At 59.4% G+C, this 21,120-nt stretch carries 18 protein-coding genes; 10 read left to right on the top strand and 8 right to left on the bottom strand.

The genetic code is table 11. The features are described 5' to 3' along the window. Positions 1-11 precede the first annotated feature (11 nt). From prpC to BLQ41_RS14495, 3 genes are all read right to left on the bottom strand, one after another. Positions 12-1,139, bottom strand: coding sequence for a bifunctional 2-methylcitrate synthase/citrate synthase (prpC, locus tag BLQ41_RS14505; protein WP_090181884.1), 1,128 nt, complete (start codon positions 1,137-1,139; stop codon positions 12-14). A gap of 176 nt (positions 1,140-1,315) precedes the next feature. Beyond that, a complete protein-coding gene (gene prpB / locus BLQ41_RS14500; RefSeq protein WP_008146328.1) occupies positions 1,316-2,206 on the bottom strand; it encodes a methylisocitrate lyase in 891 nt (296 codons plus the stop codon). Beyond that, positions 2,203-2,922, bottom strand: coding sequence for a GntR family transcriptional regulator (locus BLQ41_RS14495; protein ID WP_197678949.1), 720 nt, complete (start codon positions 2,920-2,922; stop codon positions 2,203-2,205). Before BLQ41_RS14495 ends, prpB begins: the two co-directional genes overlap by 4 nt. A 301-nt stretch (positions 2,923-3,223) precedes the next feature. On the opposite strand from BLQ41_RS14495, the gene rloA reads away from it, so the two are divergent. The 4 genes from rloA (at position 3,224) to pabB (ending at position 7,812) form a co-directional block, all read left to right on the top strand. Next, positions 3,224-3,760, top strand: coding sequence for a retropepsin-like aspartic peptidase RloA (gene rloA, locus BLQ41_RS14490; protein ID WP_046047911.1), 537 nt, complete (start codon positions 3,224-3,226; stop codon positions 3,758-3,760). A 5-nt stretch (positions 3,761-3,765) separates the two neighbouring features. Then, positions 3,766-5,298 (top strand): osmotic stress tolerance membrane protein RloB, encoded by a 1,533-nt coding sequence (gene rloB / locus BLQ41_RS14485; RefSeq protein ID WP_090181881.1) that lies wholly within the window; start codon positions 3,766-3,768, stop codon positions 5,296-5,298. Further along, positions 5,298-6,284 (top strand): alpha-L-glutamate ligase-like protein, encoded by a 987-nt coding sequence (locus BLQ41_RS14480; RefSeq protein WP_090181879.1) that lies wholly within the window; start codon positions 5,298-5,300, stop codon positions 6,282-6,284. The genes rloB and BLQ41_RS14480 overlap by 1 nt, the downstream gene beginning before the upstream one ends. A 190-nt stretch (positions 6,285-6,474) precedes the next feature. Then, positions 6,475-7,812 carry an aminodeoxychorismate synthase component I gene (gene pabB, locus BLQ41_RS14475; protein ID WP_090181877.1) on the top strand — a complete coding sequence of 446 codons (1,338 nt, stop codon included), beginning with the start codon at positions 6,475-6,477 and terminating at the stop codon, positions 7,810-7,812. 142 nt (positions 7,813-7,954) lie between these two features. Here the strand turns inward: pabB and thrH are convergent, their stop codons facing one another. Further along, positions 7,955-8,572, bottom strand: a complete 618-nt coding sequence (gene thrH, locus BLQ41_RS14470) for a bifunctional phosphoserine phosphatase/homoserine phosphotransferase ThrH (protein ID WP_090181876.1) — start codon at positions 8,570-8,572, stop codon at positions 7,955-7,957. A gap of 173 nt (positions 8,573-8,745) precedes the next feature. On the opposite strand from thrH, the gene BLQ41_RS14465 reads away from it, so the two are divergent. From BLQ41_RS14465 to BLQ41_RS14455, 3 genes are all read left to right on the top strand, one after another. Beyond that, a complete protein-coding gene (locus BLQ41_RS14465) occupies positions 8,746-9,486 on the top strand; it encodes a phosphoadenylyl-sulfate reductase (RefSeq protein ID WP_008042297.1) in 741 nt (246 codons plus the stop codon). A gap of 485 nt (positions 9,487-9,971) precedes the next feature. After that, positions 9,972-11,507 carry an NCS1 family nucleobase:cation symporter-1 gene (locus tag BLQ41_RS14460; protein WP_090181874.1) on the top strand — a complete coding sequence of 512 codons (1,536 nt, stop codon included), beginning with the start codon at positions 9,972-9,974 and terminating at the stop codon, positions 11,505-11,507. Positions 11,508-11,564: 57 nt separating this feature from the next. Further along, a complete protein-coding gene (locus BLQ41_RS14455; RefSeq protein WP_090181872.1) occupies positions 11,565-12,293 on the top strand; it encodes an aspartate/glutamate racemase family protein in 729 nt (242 codons plus the stop codon). Between the two features lie 24 nt (positions 12,294-12,317). Here the strand turns inward: BLQ41_RS14455 and BLQ41_RS14450 are convergent, their stop codons facing one another. Further along, a complete protein-coding gene (locus BLQ41_RS14450) occupies positions 12,318-13,241 on the bottom strand; it encodes a LysR family transcriptional regulator (RefSeq protein WP_090181870.1) in 924 nt (307 codons plus the stop codon). Between the two features lie 126 nt (positions 13,242-13,367). Here BLQ41_RS14450 and BLQ41_RS14445 point away from each other — a divergent pair, with 126 nt between their 5' ends. Next, positions 13,368-14,114, top strand: coding sequence for a 3-oxoacyl-ACP reductase family protein (locus tag BLQ41_RS14445; protein ID WP_090181868.1), 747 nt, complete (start codon positions 13,368-13,370; stop codon positions 14,112-14,114). 60 nt (positions 14,115-14,174) lie between these two features. Here BLQ41_RS14445 and BLQ41_RS14440 read toward each other — a convergent pair whose 3' ends face one another. Then, entirely contained in the window at positions 14,175-14,870 is a 696-nt protein-coding gene (locus tag BLQ41_RS14440; RefSeq protein ID WP_090181867.1) for an HAD-IA family hydrolase, read from the bottom strand. A 252-nt stretch (positions 14,871-15,122) separates the two neighbouring features. On the opposite strand from BLQ41_RS14440, the gene BLQ41_RS31210 reads away from it, so the two are divergent. Together BLQ41_RS31210 and BLQ41_RS14430 are read left to right on the top strand one after the other, a co-directional pair. Further along, positions 15,123-19,982 carry an RHS repeat-associated core domain-containing protein gene (locus BLQ41_RS31210; RefSeq protein ID WP_090181865.1) on the top strand — a complete coding sequence of 1,620 codons (4,860 nt, stop codon included), beginning with the start codon at positions 15,123-15,125 and terminating at the stop codon, positions 19,980-19,982. Positions 19,983-19,984: 2 nt separating this feature from the next. Beyond that, complete coding sequence (locus BLQ41_RS14430) at positions 19,985-20,380, top strand: hypothetical protein (RefSeq protein ID WP_090181864.1); 396 nt, start codon at positions 19,985-19,987, stop codon at positions 20,378-20,380. Between the two features lie 134 nt (positions 20,381-20,514). Here BLQ41_RS14430 and BLQ41_RS14425 read toward each other — a convergent pair whose 3' ends face one another. Further along, entirely contained in the window at positions 20,515-20,727 is a 213-nt protein-coding gene (locus tag BLQ41_RS14425; protein ID WP_090181862.1) for a hypothetical protein, read from the bottom strand. 105 nt (positions 20,728-20,832) lie between these two features. Then, a complete protein-coding gene (locus tag BLQ41_RS14420) occupies positions 20,833-21,021 on the bottom strand; it encodes a hypothetical protein (RefSeq protein WP_090181860.1) in 189 nt (62 codons plus the stop codon). Between the last annotated feature and the right edge of the window lie 99 nt (positions 21,022-21,120).

Genomic DNA, 21,120 nt, shown 5'->3' with positions numbered 1-21,120 from the left:
GCCTTCCCCTGTCAGCGCTGTTCGATTGGCACGAACTTGCGCTGTTCGACGCCGACGTACTCGGCGCTCGGGCGGATGATGCGGTTGTTGGCACGCTGTTCGAACACATGCGCTGCCCAGCCGGTCAGGCGCGAGCAGACGAAAATCGGCGTGAACAACTTGGTCGGGATGCCCATGAAGTGGTACGTCGACGCATGGTAGAAGTCAGCGTTCGGGAACAGTTTCTTCTGCTCCCACATGGTCTTGTCGATGGCTTCCGACACAGGAAACAACACGGTGTCGCCCACTTCTTCAGCGAGTTTTTTCGACCAGCCCTTGATCACCTCGTTGCGCGGATCGTTGTCCTTATAGATCGCGTGGCCGAAACCCATGATCTTGTCTTTGCGCTCGAGCATGCCGAGCGTGCCTTTGATCGCCTCTTCCGGCGACTTGAAGCGCTCGATCATTTCCATCGCCGCTTCGTTGGCGCCGCCGTGCAGCGGGCCCCGCAGCGAACCAATGGCCGCCGTGATGCAGGAGAACATGTCCGACAGGGTCGAGGCACATACCCGCGCGGTGAAGGTCGAGGCGTTGAACTCGTGTTCCGCGTAGAGGATCAGCGAAACGTTCATGACCTTGACGTGCAACTCGCTCGGTTTCTTGTCGTGCAGCAAGTGCAGGAAGTGACCGCCGATGGACTGTTCGTCGCTCACGCAGCTGATGCGCTTGCCGTCGTGGCTGAAGCGATACCAGTAGCACATGATCGCCGGGAATGCGGCCAGCAGGCGGTCGGTCACGTCGTGCTGCTCGGAGAAATCTTTCTCCGGCTCGATGTTGCCCAGGAACGAGCAACCGGTGCGCATCACGTCCATCGGGTGCGCGTCGGCAGGGATGCGTTCCAGCACTTCCTTGAGCGCTTGCGGCAGATCGCGCAGTTTGCCCAGCTTGTTGATATAGGCGGCGAGTTGCGCTTTGGTCGGCAGTTCGCCGTACAGAAGCAGGTAGGCCACTTCTTCGAATTGCGCGTCAGCCGCCAGTTCGCGAACGTCGTAACCGCGATAGGTCAGGCCTGCGCCCGACTGGCCCACGGTGGACAGGGCGGTTTGCCCGGCAACCTGGCCACGGAGCCCGGCGCCACTGAGTACTTTTGCTTCGGCCATTGCTGTCTCCAGTTTTTGAATTTGTTAGGGAATCGGCAAGTTGTGATTCATCAGGTCTTTTGGGTGTTGCCGAACAGATCGCAGCCTCGTTTCACTCGACAGCTCCTACATCGACCTCGTTCGGCAACAACCCTGTAGGAGCTGTCGAGCGGAGCGAGGCTGCGATCTCTTGATCTTTACTTCTTCGCCGCAAACAACGCATCGAGCTTCTGCTCGAAGGTGTGATAGTCGATGCGATCGTAAAGCTCCATGCGAGTCTGCATGGTGTCGATGACGTTCTGTTGCGTGCCGTCGCGGCGGATCGCGGTGTAGACATTTTCCGCGGCTTTGTTCATCGCGCGGAAGGCCGACAGCGGGTACAGCACCAGCGACACGTCGGCAGCGGCGAGTTGCTCGGTGGTGTACAGCGGGGTCGCGCCGAATTCGGTGATGTTGGCCAGGATCGGCGCTTTCACGCGGCTGGCGAACAGCTTGTACATGTCCAGCTCGGTGATGGCTTCCGGGAAGATCATGTCGGCACCGGCCTCGATGCACGCGGCGGCGCGATCCAGGGCGGACTCCAGGCCTTCCACCGCCAGGGCGTCGGTACGGGCCATGATCACGAAGCTGTCATCGGTACGCGCATCGACGGCAGCCTTGATGCGGTCGACCATTTCCTGCAGGGACACGATTTCTTTATTAGGGCGGTGACCGCAGCGCTTGGCGCCGACCTGGTCTTCGATGTGAATCGCCGCCGCGCCGAACTTGATCATCGACTTGACGGTGCGCGCGACGTTGAACGCCGAGGAACCGAAACCGGTGTCCACATCCACCAGCAGCGGCAGGTCGCAAACGTCGGTGATGCGACGCACGTCGGTCAGCACGTCATCCAGGCCGGTGATGCCCAGGTCCGGCACGCCGAGGGAGCCGGCAGCCACCCCGCCACCCGACAGGTAAATCGCCTTGAAACCGGCGCGCTTGGCCAGCAGTGCGTGGTTGGCGTTGATCGCGCCGACCACTTGCAGCGGATGTTCGCTGGCGACCGCATCGCGGAAACGCTGGCCTGGAGTGCTCTTGTTGGAACTCATGACTCACCTCGTTCTGTGGCTGTCTGGTGCGCGCCGTCCTGGTAATGACGGGCGATATTGCGTTTGGAGGCGCCGATGTGACGGCGCATCAACAACTCGGCCAACTCACCGTCACGGTCGGCGATGGCGTCGAGAATTCGATGGTGTTCGGCAAAGGCCTGATGCGGGCGATTGGGCGTGGTGGAAAACTGGATGCGGTACATGCGCACCAGTTGATAGAGCTCGCCGCAGAGCATTTGCGTCAGGGTGCGGTTGCCGCTGCCCTGGATGATCCGGTAATGGAAGTCGAAGTCGCCCTCCTGCTGGTAGTAGCCACGACCCGCCTGAAACGCCTCATCGCGCTCGTGGGTTTCGAGGACCCGACGCAGCTCGTCGATTTCTTCGAGGGTCATGCGCTCGGCCGCCAGTCGGCAAGCCATGCCTTCGAGGGATTCGCGAATTTCGTAGAGTTCCAGCAGCTCGGCATGGCTCAGCGAAACCACCCGCGCCCCGACATGCGGCACCCGCACCAGAAGGCGCTGGCCTTCGAGACGGTGGATCGCCTCGCGTAGCGGCCCACGGCTGATGCCGTAAGTGCGCGCCAGTTCCGGCTCGGAGATCTTGCTGCCCGGGGCGATCTCGCCTTTGACGATGGCCGCCTGGATGCGGCGGAAGACGTTTTCGGAAAGCGTCTCCGAATCGTCTTGGGCAATGACCGGGGGATCGAGTTGATCCAGCATATTGTCGACACCTTGAAAGCTAGTGACGCAAAAACTAGCGAAAACAGGCACCACAGTCAAAGGATAAATAGATATTGTCGACAATCGTCTAATAACCGACTGCACCATAACGAAGCAGCACCACTGTTTATAGCCGTCCGCCAGCGCTGGCGCCATAAAACGACCGTGCTAGAATGCCGGCCGCATTTGTCTGTGACATCTGCACGGCTTGTCATAAATAGCTGATAGGCATACGAGGGAGCTTGCGCAGCAATGCCAGGGCCTTGATCGATACACGGACCGCTGCGCACCAGGATTTATGAGACTCAAGCCCTTCCCCACATTCCTTTATCTTCTTTGCCTGCCCGGTTTCGCCGCGGCGGGGGAAAAGACCGTGTACGGCCTCAATGAGTACGCTTCCCTCGATGGCATCGACCTGGAAGTCGCCGCCAAACTCGACACCGGGGCGAAAACCGCGTCCCTGAGTGCCCGCGATATCAAACGTTTCAAGCGTAACGGCGAGTCCTGGGTGCGTTTCTACCTGGCCATCGACGCCGCCCATTCGCACCCGATCGAACGGCCACTGGCCCGGGTCAGCAAAATCAAGCGCCGGGCTGGCGACTACGACCCGGAGGAAGGCAAGAAGTACACGGCCCGCCCCGTGATCGAGCTGGATATCTGCATGGGTTCGGCTTTGCGCAGCATCGAAGTGAACTTGACCGACAGAAGCGCCTTCCAATACCCGCTCCTGATCGGCTCCGAAGCACTCAAGCGCTTCGATGCGCTGGTCGACCCCAGTCTTAAATACGCTGCTGGCAAACCCGCCTGCGCCACCGACGCTCATACCGCAGAGTAATTCCAATGCGCTCTCTTACCCTCCATCTGAAATTGCTGATCGCCATCCTGGTGGTCCTGGGCATTTCAGTTACGGCCTATCAGATCTTCGTGCTCGGCATTCCCGTGACCGAAGACGCCACCGACGACTTGTGGAACATCGACGCCAAGGTCGAGTTCGTCGCCAGTGCCAAAGACCCGGTCAAGATCCAGATGTTCGTGCCACCGCTGAGCCGCGATTACGTCAGCCTTAATGAGAGCTTCATTTCCAATAACTACGGCGTAGCCGTAAACCGTGTCGACGGCAACCGCAAGGTCACCTGGTCGGCGCGTCGGGCCAAGGGCAACCAGACCCTTTATTACCGGCTGGTGCTGACCAAGCGCTACACCGGCGAAAAATCCAAAGTCAAAGGCCCGACCTTCCGCGACAGCATTGCCGTCGAAGGCGCGGAAAAAGTCGCCGCCGAAGCCCTGCTCGCACCAATCCGCCAACACTCGGCCGACGTTGAAACCTTCATTGGCGAAGCGATCAAGCGTGTCAACAATCTCAGCGACGACAACGTCAAGCTGCTGCTGGGCGGCGATACGTCCACCGCCAACAAAGCCAAAATCGTCGAGCTGGTACTGTCCATCGCCCACGTGCCGGTGGAAAAAGTCCACACCATCCGCCTGGTGGCCGATCAGCCGCAAGTGCCTGAACTCTGGCTGCGCAGCTTCAACGGCACCGACTGGCTGTACTTCAACCCGGAAACCGGCGAACAAGGCCTGCCGACCGACCGCCTGCTGTGGTGGACCGGCGACGAAAACCTGATCACCGTCGATGGCGGCAAAAAAGCCAACGTGACGTTCAGCCTGAACAACAGCGAAATGAACGCAATTCGCCTGGCCAAGCTGACCGACGAGAACACCGACGCCAACTTCCTCGAATACTCGTTGTACGGTCTGCCGCTGCAGACCCAGCAGACCTTCATGATCATGGTGATGATCCCGATCGGCGTGCTGGTGATCCTGATCCTGCGCAACCTGATCGGCCTGCAGACCCTCGGCACGTTCACCCCGGTGCTGATCGCCCTCGCCTTCCGCGAAACCCAGCTCGGCTTCGGTATCGTGCTGTTTACGATCATTACGGCGCTGGGCCTGTCGCTGCGCTCCTACCTTGAACACCTGAAGTTGCAAATGCTGCCCAGGCTTTCGGTGGTACTGACGTTCGTGGTGGTGCTGATCGCGGCGATCAGCCTGTTCAGCCACAAACTCGGGCTGGAACGCGGGCTGTCGGTGGCGCTGTTCCCGATGGTGATTCTGACCATGACCATCGAACGCCTGTCGATCACCTGGGAAGAGCGCGGTTCCGGGCATGCCATGAAAGTGGCCATCGGCACGCTGTTCGCCGCTTCCCTGGCTCACCTGATCATGAGTGTGCCGGAGCTGATCTACTTCGTGTTCACCTTCCCGGCCGTGTTGTTGATCCTGGTGGGCTTCATGCTGGCAATGGGTCGTTATCGCGGTTACCGCCTGACCGAACTGGTGCGTTTCAAGGCTTTCCTGAAGGCTGACGCCTGATGTTCGGCTTCTGGAAGACCTGGAAGGCCCTGGAAGCCCGGGGCATCATGGGGATCAATCGGCGCAACGCGGACTACGTGCTCAAGTACAACAAGCGCAGCCTGTACCCGATTGTCGATGACAAGATCATCACCAAGGAACGCGCAATCGCCGCCGGCATTCATGTGCCAGAGATGTACGGCATCATCTCCACCGAAAAAGAGATCGATAACCTCGACAAGATCATCGGCGGGCGCAACGACTTCGTGATCAAGCCGGCCCAGGGCGCCGGCGGTGACGGCATCATTGTGATTGCCGACCGTTTCGAGGGCCGCTATCGCACGGTGTCCGGCAAGATCCTCAGCCATGAGGAACTCGAGCACCATGTCTCCAGCATCCTCACCGGTTTGTATTCCCTGGGCGGTCACCGCGACCGTGCGCTGATCGAATACCGGGTGATCCCCGACCAGATCTTCAAAAGCATCAGCTACGAAGGCGTGCCGGACATCCGCATCATCGTGCTGATGGGCTACCCGGTGATGGCGATGCTGCGCTTGCCGACGCGCCAGTCCGGCGGCAAGGCCAACCTGCACCAGGGCGCAATCGGCGTTGGCGTCGACCTCGCGACCGGACAGACATTGCGCGGCACCTGGCTGAACAACATCATCACCAAACACCCGGACACCACCAACGCGGTGGATGGCGTGCAACTGCCCTACTGGGACGGTTTCATGAAACTCGCCGCCGGCTGCTATGAGCTGTGCGGACTGGGTTACATCGGTGTCGACATGGTGCTCGATCAGGAAAAGGGACCGCTGATCCTGGAGCTCAATGCCCGGCCTGGTTTGAACATTCAGATTGCCAATGATTGCGGCCTGACATTGCGCACCCATGCGGTGGAAGCGCGGCTCGAAGAGCTGAAGGCCCGCGGGATGACCGAGACGGTACGCGAGCGGGTGGAATTTGTGCAGGAGATGTTTGGGCATATTCCGGCGGTTGAGGGTTGATCCCCTCACACTGATCGTTCCCACGCTCTGCGTGGTAACGCCGCCACGGACGCTCTGCGTCCACCTGTGACGCGGAGCGTCACGGGATGCATTCCCACGCAGAGCGTGGGAACGATCAATCCCCTCTAGGAGCAATTCCTGCAGAGGACTACAATCGCCACCCCGCCTCGATGGCTGATCTGCCCCGCCCATGTTGACCTGTTCCGTACATCCGCTGCCTTATCGCGCCAACCCCGCCGAGTACTTCGCGGTGATTCGTCATGCCCCCGGCGCCGTGCTGCTCGACAGCGGCCGGCCCACTGCTGATCGCGGGCGTTATGACCTGCTCAGTGCCTGGCCGCTGGAGCAGTTGGCAGTGCTGCCCGCTGAGCAAGGCAGCGCGTTCCTGCAACGTCTTCGCGACAAGCTGACACAACTGGGCGAAGCGGACGTCCCGTTTGACCTGCCCTTCGCGGGCGGCCTGATCGGCTACTTGAGCTACGATTTCGGTCGGCACCTGGAGCATTTGCCGAGTCAGGCGCAGGACGACCTGCAATTGCCCGACGCGCGGTTCGGCCTGTACGACTGGGCGCTGATCAGCGATCACCAGCTGAGCACCAGTCAGTTGGTGTTCCACCCCTCGCTGATCGACAGCGAACGTCAGCGCCTGATCGCGTTGTTCAGCCAGCCTGCGGTTGCAGCGGTCGAGCCTTTCAAGCTGAAAGCCCCGATGCAGCCCGACCTGAGTGCGGACGAGTATCGCAGCGCGCTGGAGCGTATTCAGCAGTACATCCAGGCCGGCGACTGCTATCAGGTCAACTTCGCCCAGCGTTTTCGGGCTCAATGCCACGGTGATCCGTGGGCCGCGTATGTCGCGCTGCGGGCGGCGTGCCCTACACCGTTTTCCGGCTTCCAGAGCCTGCCCGACGGCGGTGCGGTGTTGAGTCTGTCGCCGGAGCGCTTCGTTAAAGTCAGCGAGCGCCACGTCGAAACCCGCCCGATCAAAGGCACCCGTCCTCGCGGACTGACCGCAGCCGAAGACGCAGCGAACGCCGCCGAATTGCTGGCCAGTCCCAAGGATCGCGCGGAAAACCTGATGATCGTCGACCTGCTGCGCAACGACCTGGGCCGTACCTGCCGCATCGGCTCGGTGCGGGTGCCGGAGTTGTTCAGCCTGGAAAGCTACCCGAACGTGCATCACCTGGTCAGCAGCGTGACCGGCGAACTGGCGGAGGATCGCGACGCGTTGGACCTGATTGCCGGCAGTTTCCCGGGCGGCTCGATTACCGGCGCGCCGAAGATTCGAGCCATGCAGATTATTGATGAGCTGGAGCCGACCCGGCGCGGGTTGTACTGCGGTTCGTTGCTGTATCTGGACGTGCGCGGCGAGATGGACAGCTCCATCGCGATTCGCAGTTTGTTGGTCAAGGATGGGCAGGTGTGCTGCTGGGGCGGCGGCGGGATCGTCGCGGATTCGCAGTGGCAGGCCGAGTATCAGGAATCGATTACCAAGGTGAAAGTCCTGCTCGACACCCTGCAAAACCTTTGATTCCGGGCTTGATCGTTCCCACGCTCTGCGTGGGAATGCAGCCCGGGACGCTCCGCGTCCCAGAGCGGACGCAAAGCGTCCATTGAGGCATTCCCACGCAGACGGTTCGACGCCTCGACGTGGGAACGATCATCTGCGGCAATTACAGGCTCAACGCCCGATTCGAAGCCTTGATGAACTCCTGCTTCAAATCCGCAAAGGTGTGCACCGCCGGGAACTGCGGAAATTCGCGAATCACGTTGTCCGGCGCATGAAACAGAATCCCCGCATCCGCCTCACCCAGCATCGTGGTGTCGTTGTAGGAGTCTCCCGCAGCAATCACGCGGTAGTAGAGGCTCTTGAACGAAAGGACTGACTGGCGCTTGGGATCTTTCTGACGCAGCTGATAGCTTGTCACCCGCCCCGAGTCATCGGTAATCAGGCGATGGCACAGTAACGTCGGGAACCCCAGTTGACGCATCAGCGGCTGGGAGAACTCGTAGAACGTGTCCGACAGAATCACCACCTGAAACCGCTCACGCAGCCAGTTGACGAACTCGACGGCGCCGTCCAGCGGCTTGAGCGTGGCGATCACTTCCTGAATATCGGTGAGTTTCAAGCCGTGCTCATCGAGAATCCGCAGGCGCTGCTTCATCAACACGTCGTAGTCAGGAATGTCCCGGGTGGTGGCCCTGAGGGATTCGATTCCGGTTTTTTCGGCAAAGGCGATCCAGATTTCCGGGACCAGCACACCTTCAAGATCCAGACAGGCTATTTCCACAAGACACTCCCATTTGTATTGATTATTGAGTCGAGCGAGCAAAAGGACTGCCGAACTCTAGCGACTCAAGCAAGCGCGCGCAACGCAGAGGGCGCGCCAGCGATTGCAGGATTTTGTTACCATCACGTCCATATAGAGCGCCCAGCGCCACCGACCTGTAGGAAGCCGCCCTGATGAGCCCATCGTTCGATGTTGTGGAACTCGCCACGACCTATGCCAACAAATCCGCCCAAGACATCCTGAAACTCGCGTTTGCCGAGTTTGGCGATGACCTGTGGATATCTTTCAGCGGCGCCGAGGACGTGGTGCTGGTGGACATGGCCTGGAAGCTGAACAAGAACGTCAAAGTGTTCAGCCTCGACACTGGCCGCTTGCACCCCGAGACCTACCGTTTCATCGATCAGGTGCGCGAGCACTACAAGATCGACATCGAACTGGTGTCCCCGGACTACACGAAGCTGGAACCGTTCGTGAAGGAAAAGGGCCTGTTCAGTTTCTACAAGGACGGCCATGGCGAATGCTGCGGCATCCGCAAGATCGAGCCGCTGCGTCGCAAGCTGTCTGGCGTGACCGCCTGGGCTACCGGCCAGCGCCGCGACCAGAGCCCGGGCACCCGCAGCGCGGTCGCCGTGCTGGAAATCGACACCGCTTTCTCTACCCCGGAACGTACCCTGTACAAATTCAACCCGCTGGCGCAAATGACCAGCGAAGAGATCTGGGGTTACATCCGCATGCTCGAACTGCCGTACAACAGCCTGCATGAACGCGGTTTCATCAGCATCGGCTGCGAGCCCTGCACACGCCCGGTACTGCCGAACCAGCACGAACGTGAAGGCCGCTGGTGGTGGGAAGAAGCGACGCAGAAAGAATGCGGCTTGCATGCGGGGAATATCATCAGTAAATCCAAGGCATAAACTCCCGCTTTGTGAAGCTCCCAGAGGGTCAGTGTGATCCTCTCATAAATGTGTACACACGAATGTCACCGTAAGTGCCATTTGTGTGTGCACTTTTTGTTTCTGCGCCCCAAAAAGTTACAGCCCCTCTTCCTGACTCCGCCAGTCGCGCTTTCCCACCCACTTCGCCGAAAAATAAATAGCTGTTCAATCGGTCAATTTATATCGCCTTTTTTTCAACTACTTATCCGCCCCCGATAACAAATCGAAATGAGCGCTGTGTTTGATAGATTCAGAGCTGGCATGGATCTGGCTTAAGTGCATACATGTTTTGTATACAATCGTATAAAAACATACACACACTTTAGATCCGCAAGCCTGAAGCGCCCTATCCCGTACAGGCTGCAGATGCCCCGTAACCAATGATGCTTGCCGCCAGCGACGAAGATTTGTCGAGCTCACGCTCATGCACAGTCATCGCGACGCCAAGCTCGGAGCCTGCCGGAATGCGTACTAGCCTCTCCAATAACAACATCGCGCTGGATCTGCCCTCCTTCCCACCCACCGCTCAGGATCAAACCTTTCAAGCCCCCGTGGTGCTCAGCCCGCGCCTGCACAACAAAGACCTGGCGCCGACCAAAGCCGAAGGTCGACGCTGGGGCCGATACAGCATCTTTGCCCTGTGGACCAATGACGTGCACAACATCGCCAACTACTCCTTCGCCATCGGCCTGTATGCGCTGGGCCTCGGTGGCTGGCAGATTCTGCTGTCACTGGGGATTGGCGCGGCGCTGGTGTATTGCTTCATGAACCTCTCGGGCTACATGGGCCAAAAGACCGGCGTGCCGTTTCCGGTGATCAGCCGGATCAGTTTCGGCATTCACGGGGCACAAATTCCTGCATTGATCCGCGCCGTTATCGCCATCGCCTGGTTCGGCATTCAGACGTACCTGGCGTCGGTGGTCTTTCGGGTGCTGCTGACGGCGGTGCATCCCGGCTTCGCCGAGTACGACCACGACTCAATCCTCGGTCTGTCGACCCTTGGCTGGGTGTGTTTCGTGGCCATCTGGCTGGTGCAACTGGGCATTCTTGCCTATGGCATGGAAATGGTCCGGCGCTACGAAGCGTTCGCCGGACCGGTGATTCTGTTGACCGTCGCCGCCCTCGCCGGTTGGATGTACACCCAGGCCAACGCCACCATCGCCTGGTCGATCCGCGAACCGCTGACCGGCGGCGAGATGTGGCGCAACATCTTTGCCGGTGGCGCGTTGTGGCTGGCGATCTACGGCACGCTGATCCTCAATTTCTGCGACTTCGCCCGTTCTTCGCCGTGCCGCAAAACCATCAAGGTCGGAAATTTCTGGGGCCTGCCGGTGAATATCCTGGTGTTCGCGGCCATCACCGTCTTGCTCTGCGGTGCGCAATTTCAGATCAATGGCCGGATCATCGAAAGCCCGACCGAGATCATCGCCTTGATCCCCAACACCTTCTTCCTGGTGCTTGGCTGCCTGGCCTTCCTGATCGTCACGGTGGCTGTGAATATCATGGCCAACTTCGTCGCCCCGGCGTTTGTGCTGAGCAACCTGGCCCCGAAATACCTGACCTTCCGCCGTGCCGGGTTAATCAGCGCGACCATCGCCGTGCTGATCCTGCCATGGAACCTCTACAACAGTCCGCTGGTGATCGTGTATTTCCTGTCCGGCCTCGGTGCCCTGCTCGGGCCGTTGTACGGCGTGATCATGGTCGATTACTGGCTTGTCCGAAAAGGTCAGGTCAACGTGCCGCAGTTGTACAGCGAAGATCCCAATGGCGCCTATTACTACAGCCGCGGGGTCAATTTACGTGCGGTGGCGGCGTTTATTCCTGCAGCGTTGATCGCCATCGTCCTGGCACTGGTGCCGGGTTTCCACTACGTGTCGCCGTTTTCCTGGCTGATTGGCGCCGCGATTGCAGGGATGCTCTACCTGATCATTGCCAAAAGGCAGCCGCATTACGCCGACGTCAGCGGTGAAAGCATCGCGGTCGACAACGTCAGTCATTAATCCCATGACAGCCCGGCGATGTCGGGCTGCAGAACCTTTGCGCTATAAGGATTTTCCATGCGAATTCTCGTGGTCAACGTCAACACCACCGAATCCATCACCCAGGCCATCGCTCGTTCGGCTCAAGCGGTGGCGGCGCCAGGGACGGAAATCATCGGCCTGACGCCCTACTTCGGCGCCGACTCCATCGAAGGCAATTTTGAAAGCTACCTGGCGGCCATTGCGGTGATGGACCGGGTAATGACCTACGACCAGCCATTCGACGCGGTGATTCAGGCCGGTTACGGCGAACACGGTCGCGAAGGTCTGCAGGAACTGCTCAACGTACCGGTGGTGGACATCACCGACGCCGCCGCCAGCACCGCGATGTTCCTGGGCCATGCCTATTCGGTGGTCACCACACTGGACCGCACCGTGCCGCTGATCGAGGATCGGCTGAAACTGTCCGGACTGTGGGACCGTTGCGCGTCGGTACGAGCCAGTGGATTAGCGGTGCTGGAACTGGAGTCTGATCCGCAGCGGGCGCTGGAAGCGATTGTGCGCCAGGCGGAACTGGCCGTGCTTGAGGACAAGGCCGAGGTGATTTGCCTGGGTTGTGGCGGGATGGCCGGGCTGGACGAGCAGATTCGCCAGCGCACAGGGGTTCCCGTGGTGGATGGCGTGACAGCGGCGGTGACGATTGCCGAGTCGTTGGTGCGACTGGGGTTGTCGACATCGAAAGTGCGCACGTATGCGACACCACGGCCCAAGACCATTATTGGTTGGCCGGGGCGGTTCGGGCGGTAGACCGAGGTGCGGTCTCAAGCTAACTCAAACCGCACTGAACCGCTGCACCAACCCCTGTTGCGCAAACTGCTCAATGATGAAATCCACAAACGCCCGGGTCTTGCCTGGCATCAGTTTGTGTTCCGCGTAATAGATAGAAATGTTGCCATCGTCGACATACCAGTCCGGCAACACCCGCTGCAACGTCCCGGCCTCCAGATAAACGGACGCAAACGGCATGCTCACCAATGCAATGCCCAGCCCCTGGGCCGCCGTCGCACAAGCAGCCTCCGAATCGCTCATGGTCATCCGCGCCTTGAGCGTCAGCGGGCTGTTTTGCCGGGTACGACTGGTCAACTGCCAGGAACGCACTCGCCCTGTCTGCGGCGAGCGAATCAGGATGCCATCGTGATCCGTGAGATCTTCAGGCTCAAGGATCGCCTGCCGCCCCTCCAGATAATCAGTCGACGCCACCAACACCCGATGCGCCGGCGTCAGCTTGCGCGCAACCACGCCTTGCGGCAGTTCAAAACCGCCGCCAATCGCCGCATCGAACCCTTGCGCAATCAAATCCACCTGGCGGTTATCGAAATGCCAATCCGGGCTGATCGCCGGAAACCGTCGTAGAAACTCGCCCAGCAACGGCACCACATACAAACGCCCGAACACCGTGCCCATACTGACCTTCAGCGTTCCCGCCGGCCGCCCTTCAGCGCTCGCCAGATTGGCCACGGCATTCTGAATCGTGAGCAGGCTGGAACTGACTTCGCCGAGAAACAGCTGCCCGGCCTCGGTTAGCGTCAGGCTGCGAGTGCTGCGCTGGAACAGGCGCACGCCGAGGCGAGCCTCAAGCTTTGCAACACTTTTACCCACCGCTGCCGGGGTCAGGCTCAGGCGCCGTGCGGCTTCGGCAAAGCTGCCGACTTCGGCGCTGCGCACGAAGCATTCGATACTGCTGAAGGTTTCCATAAGCTTCACTATAAACTTTTGGTTTACACAGACTATCGCAATAACCGTCTACTCAGCAGGTAATCCTGAATCGATACTAGGCTCCATCAACCGAGACAATCTCGCCTCGGGACTCTGGAGATCGATATGACTACTCATAACCTCAGCGGCAAAGTGGCTTTGATTCAAGGCGGGTCCCGCGGAATCGGCGCCGCCATCGTCAAACGTCTGGCCGCTGAAGGCGCGACCGTTGCCTTCACCTACGTCAGCTCCACCGCCAAAGCCGAAGAATTGCAAAACAGCCTCACCGCCAATGGCGGTAAAGCCCTGGCCATCAAGGCTGACAGCGCCGACGCCGAGGCCATTCGCAATGCCGTCAGCGCCACCGTCAAAGCCTTCGGTCGCCTGGATATCCTGGTCAACAACGCCGGCGTGCTGGCCGTTGCGCCGCTGGAAGATTTCAAACTCGAAGACTTCGACCAGACCTTGGCCATCAACGTGCGCAGCGTGTTCGTCGCCACCCAGGCCGCCGCGAAACACATGACGGAAGGCGGCCGCATCATCAACATCGGCAGCACCAACGCCGACCGCATGCCCTTCGCCGGTGGCGGCCCGTACGCCATGAGCAAGTCGGCACTGGTCGGTCTGACCAAAGGCCTGGCGCGCGACCTGGGCCCGCGCGGGATCACCATCAACAACGTACAACCGGGCCCGGTCGACACCGACATGAACCCGGCCAGCGGTGACTTCGCCGAGAGCCTGATCCCGTTGATGGCAGTGGGTCGCTATGGCAAAGCTGAAGAAATCGCCAGTTTTGTCGCCTACCTGGTGGGTCCGGAAGCCGGCTACATCACCGGCGCCAGCCTGACCATCGACGGTGGTTTTGGCGCCTAATGCTTTAAACCGCGCAAAAAAAACGCCGGCAAATTTGCCGGCGTTTTTGTGCCTGCTGCTTTATGCCCACTCAAGCGCCGGCAAACCGCAAGCGCTCGGTATGAACGCTTTCAGCGTGCGAAGAATGCCGTCGGCGTGTGCGTACTTTTCGTCAGCCATCGCTGCGTCCGGAATCGCAATCGCGGTCATCCCCGCCGCTTTCGCCGCCGTGACACCGAAGGGCGAATCTTCAAACACCAGACAATCTTCAGGCGCAACGCCCAGGCGCCGTGCTGCCGTCAGGAAGATGTCCGGCGCCGGTTTGGCCGCGCCCACTTCCGGGTCGTCAGCCGTCACGACGAAGTCGAATAGCGCGAACCAGTCGCGGTGCAACGTGGTTTTCTGGCCGAACGACTGACGCGAAGAACTGGTGCCGACCGCAATGGGAATGTTGTGGGCCTTCAAGTGCCGGACCAGTTCCTCGGCGCCGGGCATCGCCAACGCGGTCGGAAAAAGCTCACGCATCAGAGGCTCGCGGATCACCAGAAACTCTTCGGCAGTAATCGGCAGGTCCAGGGCCTCGACCACATAACGCGCCAGATCACCCGCGCCACGACCGATGATGTTCTGCTTGACGCTCCAGTCGAAGACCCGGCCATACCGCGCGGCAATCTGCGCGGTCACTTGGGTATAAATGCCCTCGGTGTCCAGCAACAAGCCATCCATGTCGAAAATCACGGCCTTGATCGGGCCGAACTCATTGAGCGTTGCATTCATCGCATCGGATCCGTTTTTTACTGACATCCCAGAGGCGGCGCAGGTACGGCCGGGTCCGTGATCGATTAAAGGATTCAGCAGCATAACGAGCGTCGCTGGCATTGGGCAACGGGCAATACCTCACGGAAACAAAAAGCGCTCGTCGTCATTTAGCGATTTTCCCTACATAAAACGCCTCCTTTCCCGACTTCTTTAGCCGCTGATCCCAAGCAAAGTCTCGCGCTCAAATTTGATCTGCGCGAGGGACTGCGAATGTTCGTACCGGACAAGGTACTGGCCTTGAATAACGCCATCGGCCTTCTGGTGGTCGCCGCGATGGACCCAGAGAAGCCGGACGTCGAAGCGCTGCTCGCTGATTTTCGGCTGTGCCTCAATGACTACGATGCCTGGGCGGAAAGTTTCTGGACCGGCAAGGCACTGGATATCGAGCAGGTGTTCAAGGTCGGTAACGAAGTCCTCCTGGTCGTACCAAAAGCCGTCACTACACCCGTCAGCTCCACCGTCGCCGCGTGCCCGGCCGCCGGTCCCCTGACCTTGGTGCACATGTTCGACGCGGCGCGGTTCGTGCCGATCGGCAATATGCCGGTGATGCTCGAGCCGTTGAGCTCTGACGGTACGTTTGGCGAGCCGGTCCATCACGAGATCGGCCCCAGCGGCGTCCTCGAAATCCCCGAGTGCGACCGCAGCCTGCGCTATCGGATCACCTTCTTTCCGAACGTTTCCGCAGCGCATGTCAAAGCGCTCTATGCCTCCTATCAAGACGTCATCGACGATCTGGAAGGCTGGTTGCGCAACGAGTGGACCACCGAGTTTGAATCTTCGTGGGCCGAGTTCGCCGAGGCCGGATTCATCAAACGCTACGGTCAGCTGCAACAGGCCGATTGGCGCGGTTTCGAGAATTCGTTGAACGGCTTGTGGGATGACGTGAAGCAGATCTACGCGCTGATCACGGACCTGCAAGCCAACAGCCAAAAGCTCCTTGAGTACCTGACCGAGACCGAACTTGAAACACTGCTGAACGCTTCAGCTGAATCGATTGCCAACCTGTTGCTGCTGTTGAGTGACGAGCCGTTGATGTTCATTCATCTCGCCGCCATCACCAGTTGGTTGCGGATGCTACCGCCGCAGTTCATCGCTGAAGTCGTGGCGCAAATTCGCGCCGGAATACTGATTGGATTGCTGCTGGCGCGCTTCAGCGGTAGCGCAGGACTGACGCTCGGCATCAGCGCCAAGGTCCTGGACAAGGTCAAATCGGACCGTGCGCGAAACTGGCTGGCCGCCGCGAGCCTGAGACTGGCGGCGCTCGGCACCCGATCCGACCTGACTGACCACGCCGGCGTTCTCAAACCTCTCGCAGTCCACGCTCGAAAAGCATCGGTGAACCCCGCGCCCACTGTGCCGTTGCAGATAAGCGCGGGCGGCACGCCGGTGTTGCTGGTGAACAACCCGGTCGCCATTGCTCGCGACAAGTCCGCAGCCATGACCCGATTGACCCGGCAGGAACACCGGGATGACGCCCCCGAGCAGGCGAAAAACCCCAATGGCGACAGCGCCGATTGTGGGCCGCTGACCTGCACCAACGGTTGCCCGGTGTCGATGGTCACCGGCGAAGAGTTGCTAACTCTTGATGACGGCTCGCTTATCGGTTTGCTGCCATTCGCGTTTACCCGCCTCTACCGCACCAGCGCCGTGGAAGTTGATTGCGGGCTGGGCTGGGGCTGGAGTCATTCGCTGGCGCATCGGCTGGAGCTGGACGCAGAACACGTCGTCTGGATCGACCATGAAAATCGTCGCACGAGGTTTCCGCTGCCAAGCGCCGAGCGCCCGGCCATTCACAACAGCCTGTCGCGCGCCGCGATTTATCTGGGGGACCAGCCTGAAGAATGGGTGCTCGCGCTGGCTGGCGAAGCCGCGCGGTTCTACCACTTTCGAAGCGGTTGCCTGACCGAGATCAGTGACGCCTACAACAACCGACTGCGCATCACCCGTGACGGTCAGGCGCGCATTCAGCGGATCGACAACGGTGCTGGCCGTTCACTGCTGTTGCGTTACGAACGCCGGCACATCGTCGCGGTCGAGTATCAGTCTTTCAGTTCCGACGCACCTGAAAACGCCTGGCGTACCGAGCAAACGCTGGCTACTTACCGCTACGACGCCCGTCAGCGACTGATCGAAGCGACCAACGCTGCCGGCGAAAGCGAACGCTACGACTACGACGATCACCACGTGATTCTGCAGCGGCAACTGGCCGGTGGGGCGAGTTTCTTCTGGGAGTGGGAACGGTCCGGCAAGGCGGCGCGATGTGTCCGCCACTGGGCCTCGTTTGCACAGAAGGATACGCGTTATGCCTGGGATGACGACGGCGCGGTGTTGGTTAAAAACGTCGATGGCAGCGAAGAGGTTTATGTCCATGACGATAAGGCGCGGCTGGTGCGTCGGGTTGAACTGGACGGCGGTGAACACCTCAAGGCCTACGACGACCAGGGCCGGTTGATTGCCGAACTGGACCCGCTCGGCGCGGTGACCGAATACCGCTACGACGAAGTCGGACGGCTGGTGGCGCTGATTCCACCGGAAGACGAGCCAACGTCCTACGAGTATCGCAACGGCTTCCTGCATGCGCGTTATCGCGGTGAAGCGGTGTGGAAGTATCGGCGCAATGCTCAGGGTGATGTCACCGAAGCGACCGATCCTGACGGACATATCACCCACTATCACTACGACGAAAAAGGTCAGTTGCTGTCGATCCGCTACCCGGATAGCAGCCGTCATGTGTTTGTCTGGAATGGCTTGGGCCAGTTGGTGGAGGAAACGCTGCCCGACGGCAGTGTGCGGCGCTTTTCCTACGATGCGCTGGGCCGGCAGCTTACCCGTCAGGACGAGCATGGCGCTGTTACGAAATACCAGTGGGATGCCGTCGGCCGACTGATTCAGACGACTTTGCCCAACGGTGCCAGCCGTGCCTTCAGCTACAACGCCTACGGCAAGATCACCGCCGAACGCGACGAGTTGGGTCGAGTCACGCGCTACGAATACCTCGATGATCTGCACTTGGTCAGCCGCCGCCTCAACGCCGACGGCACCGAGCTGAAATATCGCTACGACAACGCCCGGCTGTTGCTCACGGAAATCGAGAACGAATCCGGCGAAAAGTACCGACTGGACTACACCGCCGGCGGCTTGATCCGGCAGGAAACCGGATTCGACGGCCAACGCACCGCATACGTTTACGACCTCAACGGCCATCTGCTGGAGAAAACCGAGTTCGGTGATGACGGCTCGCAGCTTCTAACAACTTATCAACGGGATAGTGCTGGGCGCCTGCTGGTTAAAAAACTGCCCGATGGCGTCAAGGTCCAATACCGCTATGACAGCCTCGGCCGATTGGTCAGCGTCGACGACGGCCACGACCATCCGCTGGAATTCGCGTACGACCAACAGGATCGCCTGATCACCGAGCATCAGGGCTGGGGCACGTTGCGTTACGCCTATGACGCCTGCGGCCAGCTCAACCATCTGCGTCTGCCGGACGGCAGCAAGCTTGATTATCACCACGCCAAGGGTGGCGCGCTGACCGCCATCGACCTCAACGGCGCGCGGCTCACGACCCACCAGTTCGTCTTCGGTCGCGAACGGCAACGCCAGCAAGGCCAGTTGCTCAGCGACTATGCCTACGACGATCAGGGCCGTCTGAAAGCTCATGCCGTCAGCCAACAGGTGCAACCGCTGTATCGCCGCGATTATGCCTACAGCGCCAACGGCAATATCGACAGCATCGCCGACACCCGTCACGGCCAGCGCAATTACCAATACGATCCGCTCAACCGCCTGATCCGCGTTCGTCACTTGCGCGACCAGTTGCCCGAGAGCTTCGCCCACGACCCGGCGGGCAACCTGCTGATGCAGGACCGCCCCGGCGCCGCGACCGTGCGGGGCAATCGGTTGCTGATGCAGGCCGATCGGCACTACGACTACGACGCCTTCGGCAACCTGATCCTCGAACGCCGTGGCACCGGGCAAAAACTCGTCACCGAATACCGCTACGACTGCCAGCATCGACTGGTCGGCGTCACGACACCGGATGGGCGTTTCGCGAATTATCGCTACGACGCCTTCGGCCGCCGCATCAGCAAAACCGTCGACGGCAAAACCACCGAATTCTTCTGGCAAGGCGACCACCTCGTCGCCGAAAGCAGTCGCGAACACCACCGCAGCTACGTCTACGAACCCGGAACCTTCCGCCCGCTGGCCATGCTCGACGGCAAAGGCCCGCGCCAGGCATGCCCCTTCTACTACCAACTCGACCACCTCGGCACGCCGCAAGAACTGACCGACTACAGCGGCGACATCATCTGGGCCGCGCAATACACCGCGTATGGCCGCCTGACCCGACTTAACCGCGACACCCATCAGGTGTTGGATCAGCCGTTGCGGTTTCAGGGGCAGTACTTCGACGCGGAGACGGGGCTGCATTACAACCGGCATAGGTATTACAACCCGGATGTGGGGCGGTATCTGACGCCGGATCCGAGTGGATTGGCGGGTGGGATTAACGGGTATCAGTACACAAGGAACCCGACGGGGTGGGTTGATCCGTTGGGGTTGAATGAGTGTCCTGGGGGGGATGGGTGTCGCAAGCCTTCGATTGGGGATGAGGATCCGGTTGGGAAGGTGAAGGTTGATGAGGGGGAGACAATCACTCCTGCTCCATCCCCCAAACCAAAAAACCGTTACTTATATCGCGGAGATTCACGGGAGTCGTGGGAGATATTTGACGCGGGATTTGAGCCCTTGGGAGACAGCATGGACCTCTACTTACACGCTTTGGACAACCGAAGCCCTCCCAGCTTCTTTGTCAGCGCTTCGACCTCAGAAAAGGAAGCTATAAAATTTGCAACGGGCTACGGATATGAAGACGGCTTCCTCTATGTAATAAAAAATATTCGCGGAATAGATGTGAATAAAAAGCTCGGCATGATGTCGCCTCATAGGCGAGAGATTGAAATAGCGTTACCTGGAGGCGTAGACAGTCGGGACATTCTCGGTGTTACCCCAGTCAATGCCGATGGCAGCTATAAGGGCTACTCAACTCCAAACCCACGCAGGATGTGATCATGAAAAAAACAATAGAAATATCCATAAACACCTGCGGAGTTACCCAAAAAGCCTCAATTGAATGCGACCGAAAAAATTTGACGTTAGCATTCAGAACTAAAAACGGCTTGAGTAAAACATACTCGGCTCAAGATCTTTTCGAATGCTTTGGGTTGTTGCGAGCCGACTTCCGTGAAGTAAATTTTCTGTGCAAAGGCGCCAAAGTCAATGTCTACCCGTCGCGCATGGCATCGCAAATGGCTGGCGGCATAGTGGCGTATGAACTTCAGCTAGGACGGCCTTCAGAGAGTGAAGACATGGTGAATATCTTCGACTTTGATGACACAGGCATCACAAATGACATTCAGCAGCAAAGGGACTTCTATAAGCGTTGGCTCGAATCGTTAATCCACTAGCCTTGGACTTATGAGGTGATAACAACCAACACATGCAAGAAATTACTACTATGTCAGAACCATCAGATTGGCTCGGATCATGGTGCAGCACCCTTAAAAAGCTTTAAAAGTGCCGCACAATCAACAAGCAGCTTTCAACTCGGCTCACCCGAAGCGTCATTACCCGCTATATCCGGATCTTCCGGGGTGGCTTCTACATCGCCACGTTTTACATCATTCGTGCGCAATTGCTCCTCTGCGGTGTCGTCATCCGGCGGACGTTGATCGCGACTCAAGGAATCGGTGGGCGAAGGCAGCGGGTATTCAGGGGTTTCGTCGATGTCAGTGTCTTTCGGGTCAGCGTTCATTAAGCACCTCTCAAAGGACCTGAAAATCAGGCCCTGAAATTTCGAGGTCGGGTTCAGGCTAGCGTTCGATCAGAGAGACGATCGGTCGATCCGCGCTAATGCGGGTCAATCTTCGTCTTCGTCGTCTTCCTCTTCTTCATACTCGGTGTTACCCACATCACCGGCATCATCGGAATCGTTGAGCGGCACCGTTGCGTCATCCATTAATGAACCTGGATCTTCGTTGCCGGGATCATTGATGAATGGCAGCCCGCTCGGGCCTTTTTCTTCCTTGCCTTCGGTTTCAGGAGTCATGACGTGCCTCGTAGGATTCAGGGATCTATTAGTTCGAGGCGGCCTGCGGCCAAACGTTCCGATGCCCAACAGTCAGACACGAAAAACCCGGCACCAGGC

The sequence above is a fragment of the Pseudomonas arsenicoxydans genome (genome assembly GCF_900103875.1).
Lineage (GTDB): Bacteria > Pseudomonadota > Gammaproteobacteria > Pseudomonadales > Pseudomonadaceae > Aquipseudomonas > Aquipseudomonas arsenicoxydans.
Note: the sequence above shows the minus strand (reverse complement) of the source record. Positions and strands in the feature narration are given on the sequence as shown.

Excerpts from the sequence above, each read along its gene's own strand:
- prpC (WP_090181884.1), bottom strand. The coding sequence starts at position 1,139 with ATGGCCGAAGCAAAAGTACTCAGTGGCGCCGGGCTCCGTGGCCAGGTT.
- prpB (WP_008146328.1), bottom strand. The coding sequence starts at position 2,206 with ATGAGTTCCAACAAGAGCACTCCAGGCCAGCGTTTCCGCGATGCGGTC.
- rloA (WP_046047911.1), top strand. The coding sequence starts at position 3,224 with ATGAGACTCAAGCCCTTCCCCACATTCCTTTATCTTCTTTGCCTGCCC.
- rloB (WP_090181881.1), top strand. The coding sequence starts at position 3,766 with ATGCGCTCTCTTACCCTCCATCTGAAATTGCTGATCGCCATCCTGGTG.
- BLQ41_RS14480 (WP_090181879.1), top strand. The coding sequence starts at position 5,298 with ATGTTCGGCTTCTGGAAGACCTGGAAGGCCCTGGAAGCCCGGGGCATC.
- pabB (WP_090181877.1), top strand. The coding sequence starts at position 6,475 with ATGTTGACCTGTTCCGTACATCCGCTGCCTTATCGCGCCAACCCCGCC.
- BLQ41_RS14465 (WP_008042297.1), top strand. The coding sequence starts at position 8,746 with ATGAGCCCATCGTTCGATGTTGTGGAACTCGCCACGACCTATGCCAAC.
- BLQ41_RS14460 (WP_090181874.1), top strand. The coding sequence starts at position 9,972 with ATGCGTACTAGCCTCTCCAATAACAACATCGCGCTGGATCTGCCCTCC.
- BLQ41_RS14455 (WP_090181872.1), top strand. The coding sequence starts at position 11,565 with ATGCGAATTCTCGTGGTCAACGTCAACACCACCGAATCCATCACCCAG.
- BLQ41_RS14450 (WP_090181870.1), bottom strand. The coding sequence starts at position 13,241 with ATGGAAACCTTCAGCAGTATCGAATGCTTCGTGCGCAGCGCCGAAGTC.
- BLQ41_RS14445 (WP_090181868.1), top strand. The coding sequence starts at position 13,368 with ATGACTACTCATAACCTCAGCGGCAAAGTGGCTTTGATTCAAGGCGGG.
- BLQ41_RS14440 (WP_090181867.1), bottom strand. The coding sequence starts at position 14,870 with ATGAATGCAACGCTCAATGAGTTCGGCCCGATCAAGGCCGTGATTTTC.
- BLQ41_RS31210 (WP_090181865.1), top strand. The coding sequence starts at position 15,123 with ATGTTCGTACCGGACAAGGTACTGGCCTTGAATAACGCCATCGGCCTT.
- BLQ41_RS14430 (WP_090181864.1), top strand. The coding sequence starts at position 19,985 with ATGAAAAAAACAATAGAAATATCCATAAACACCTGCGGAGTTACCCAA.
- BLQ41_RS14425 (WP_090181862.1), bottom strand. The coding sequence starts at position 20,727 with ATGAACGCTGACCCGAAAGACACTGACATCGACGAAACCCCTGAATAC.
- BLQ41_RS14420 (WP_090181860.1), bottom strand. The coding sequence starts at position 21,021 with ATGACTCCTGAAACCGAAGGCAAGGAAGAAAAAGGCCCGAGCGGGCTG.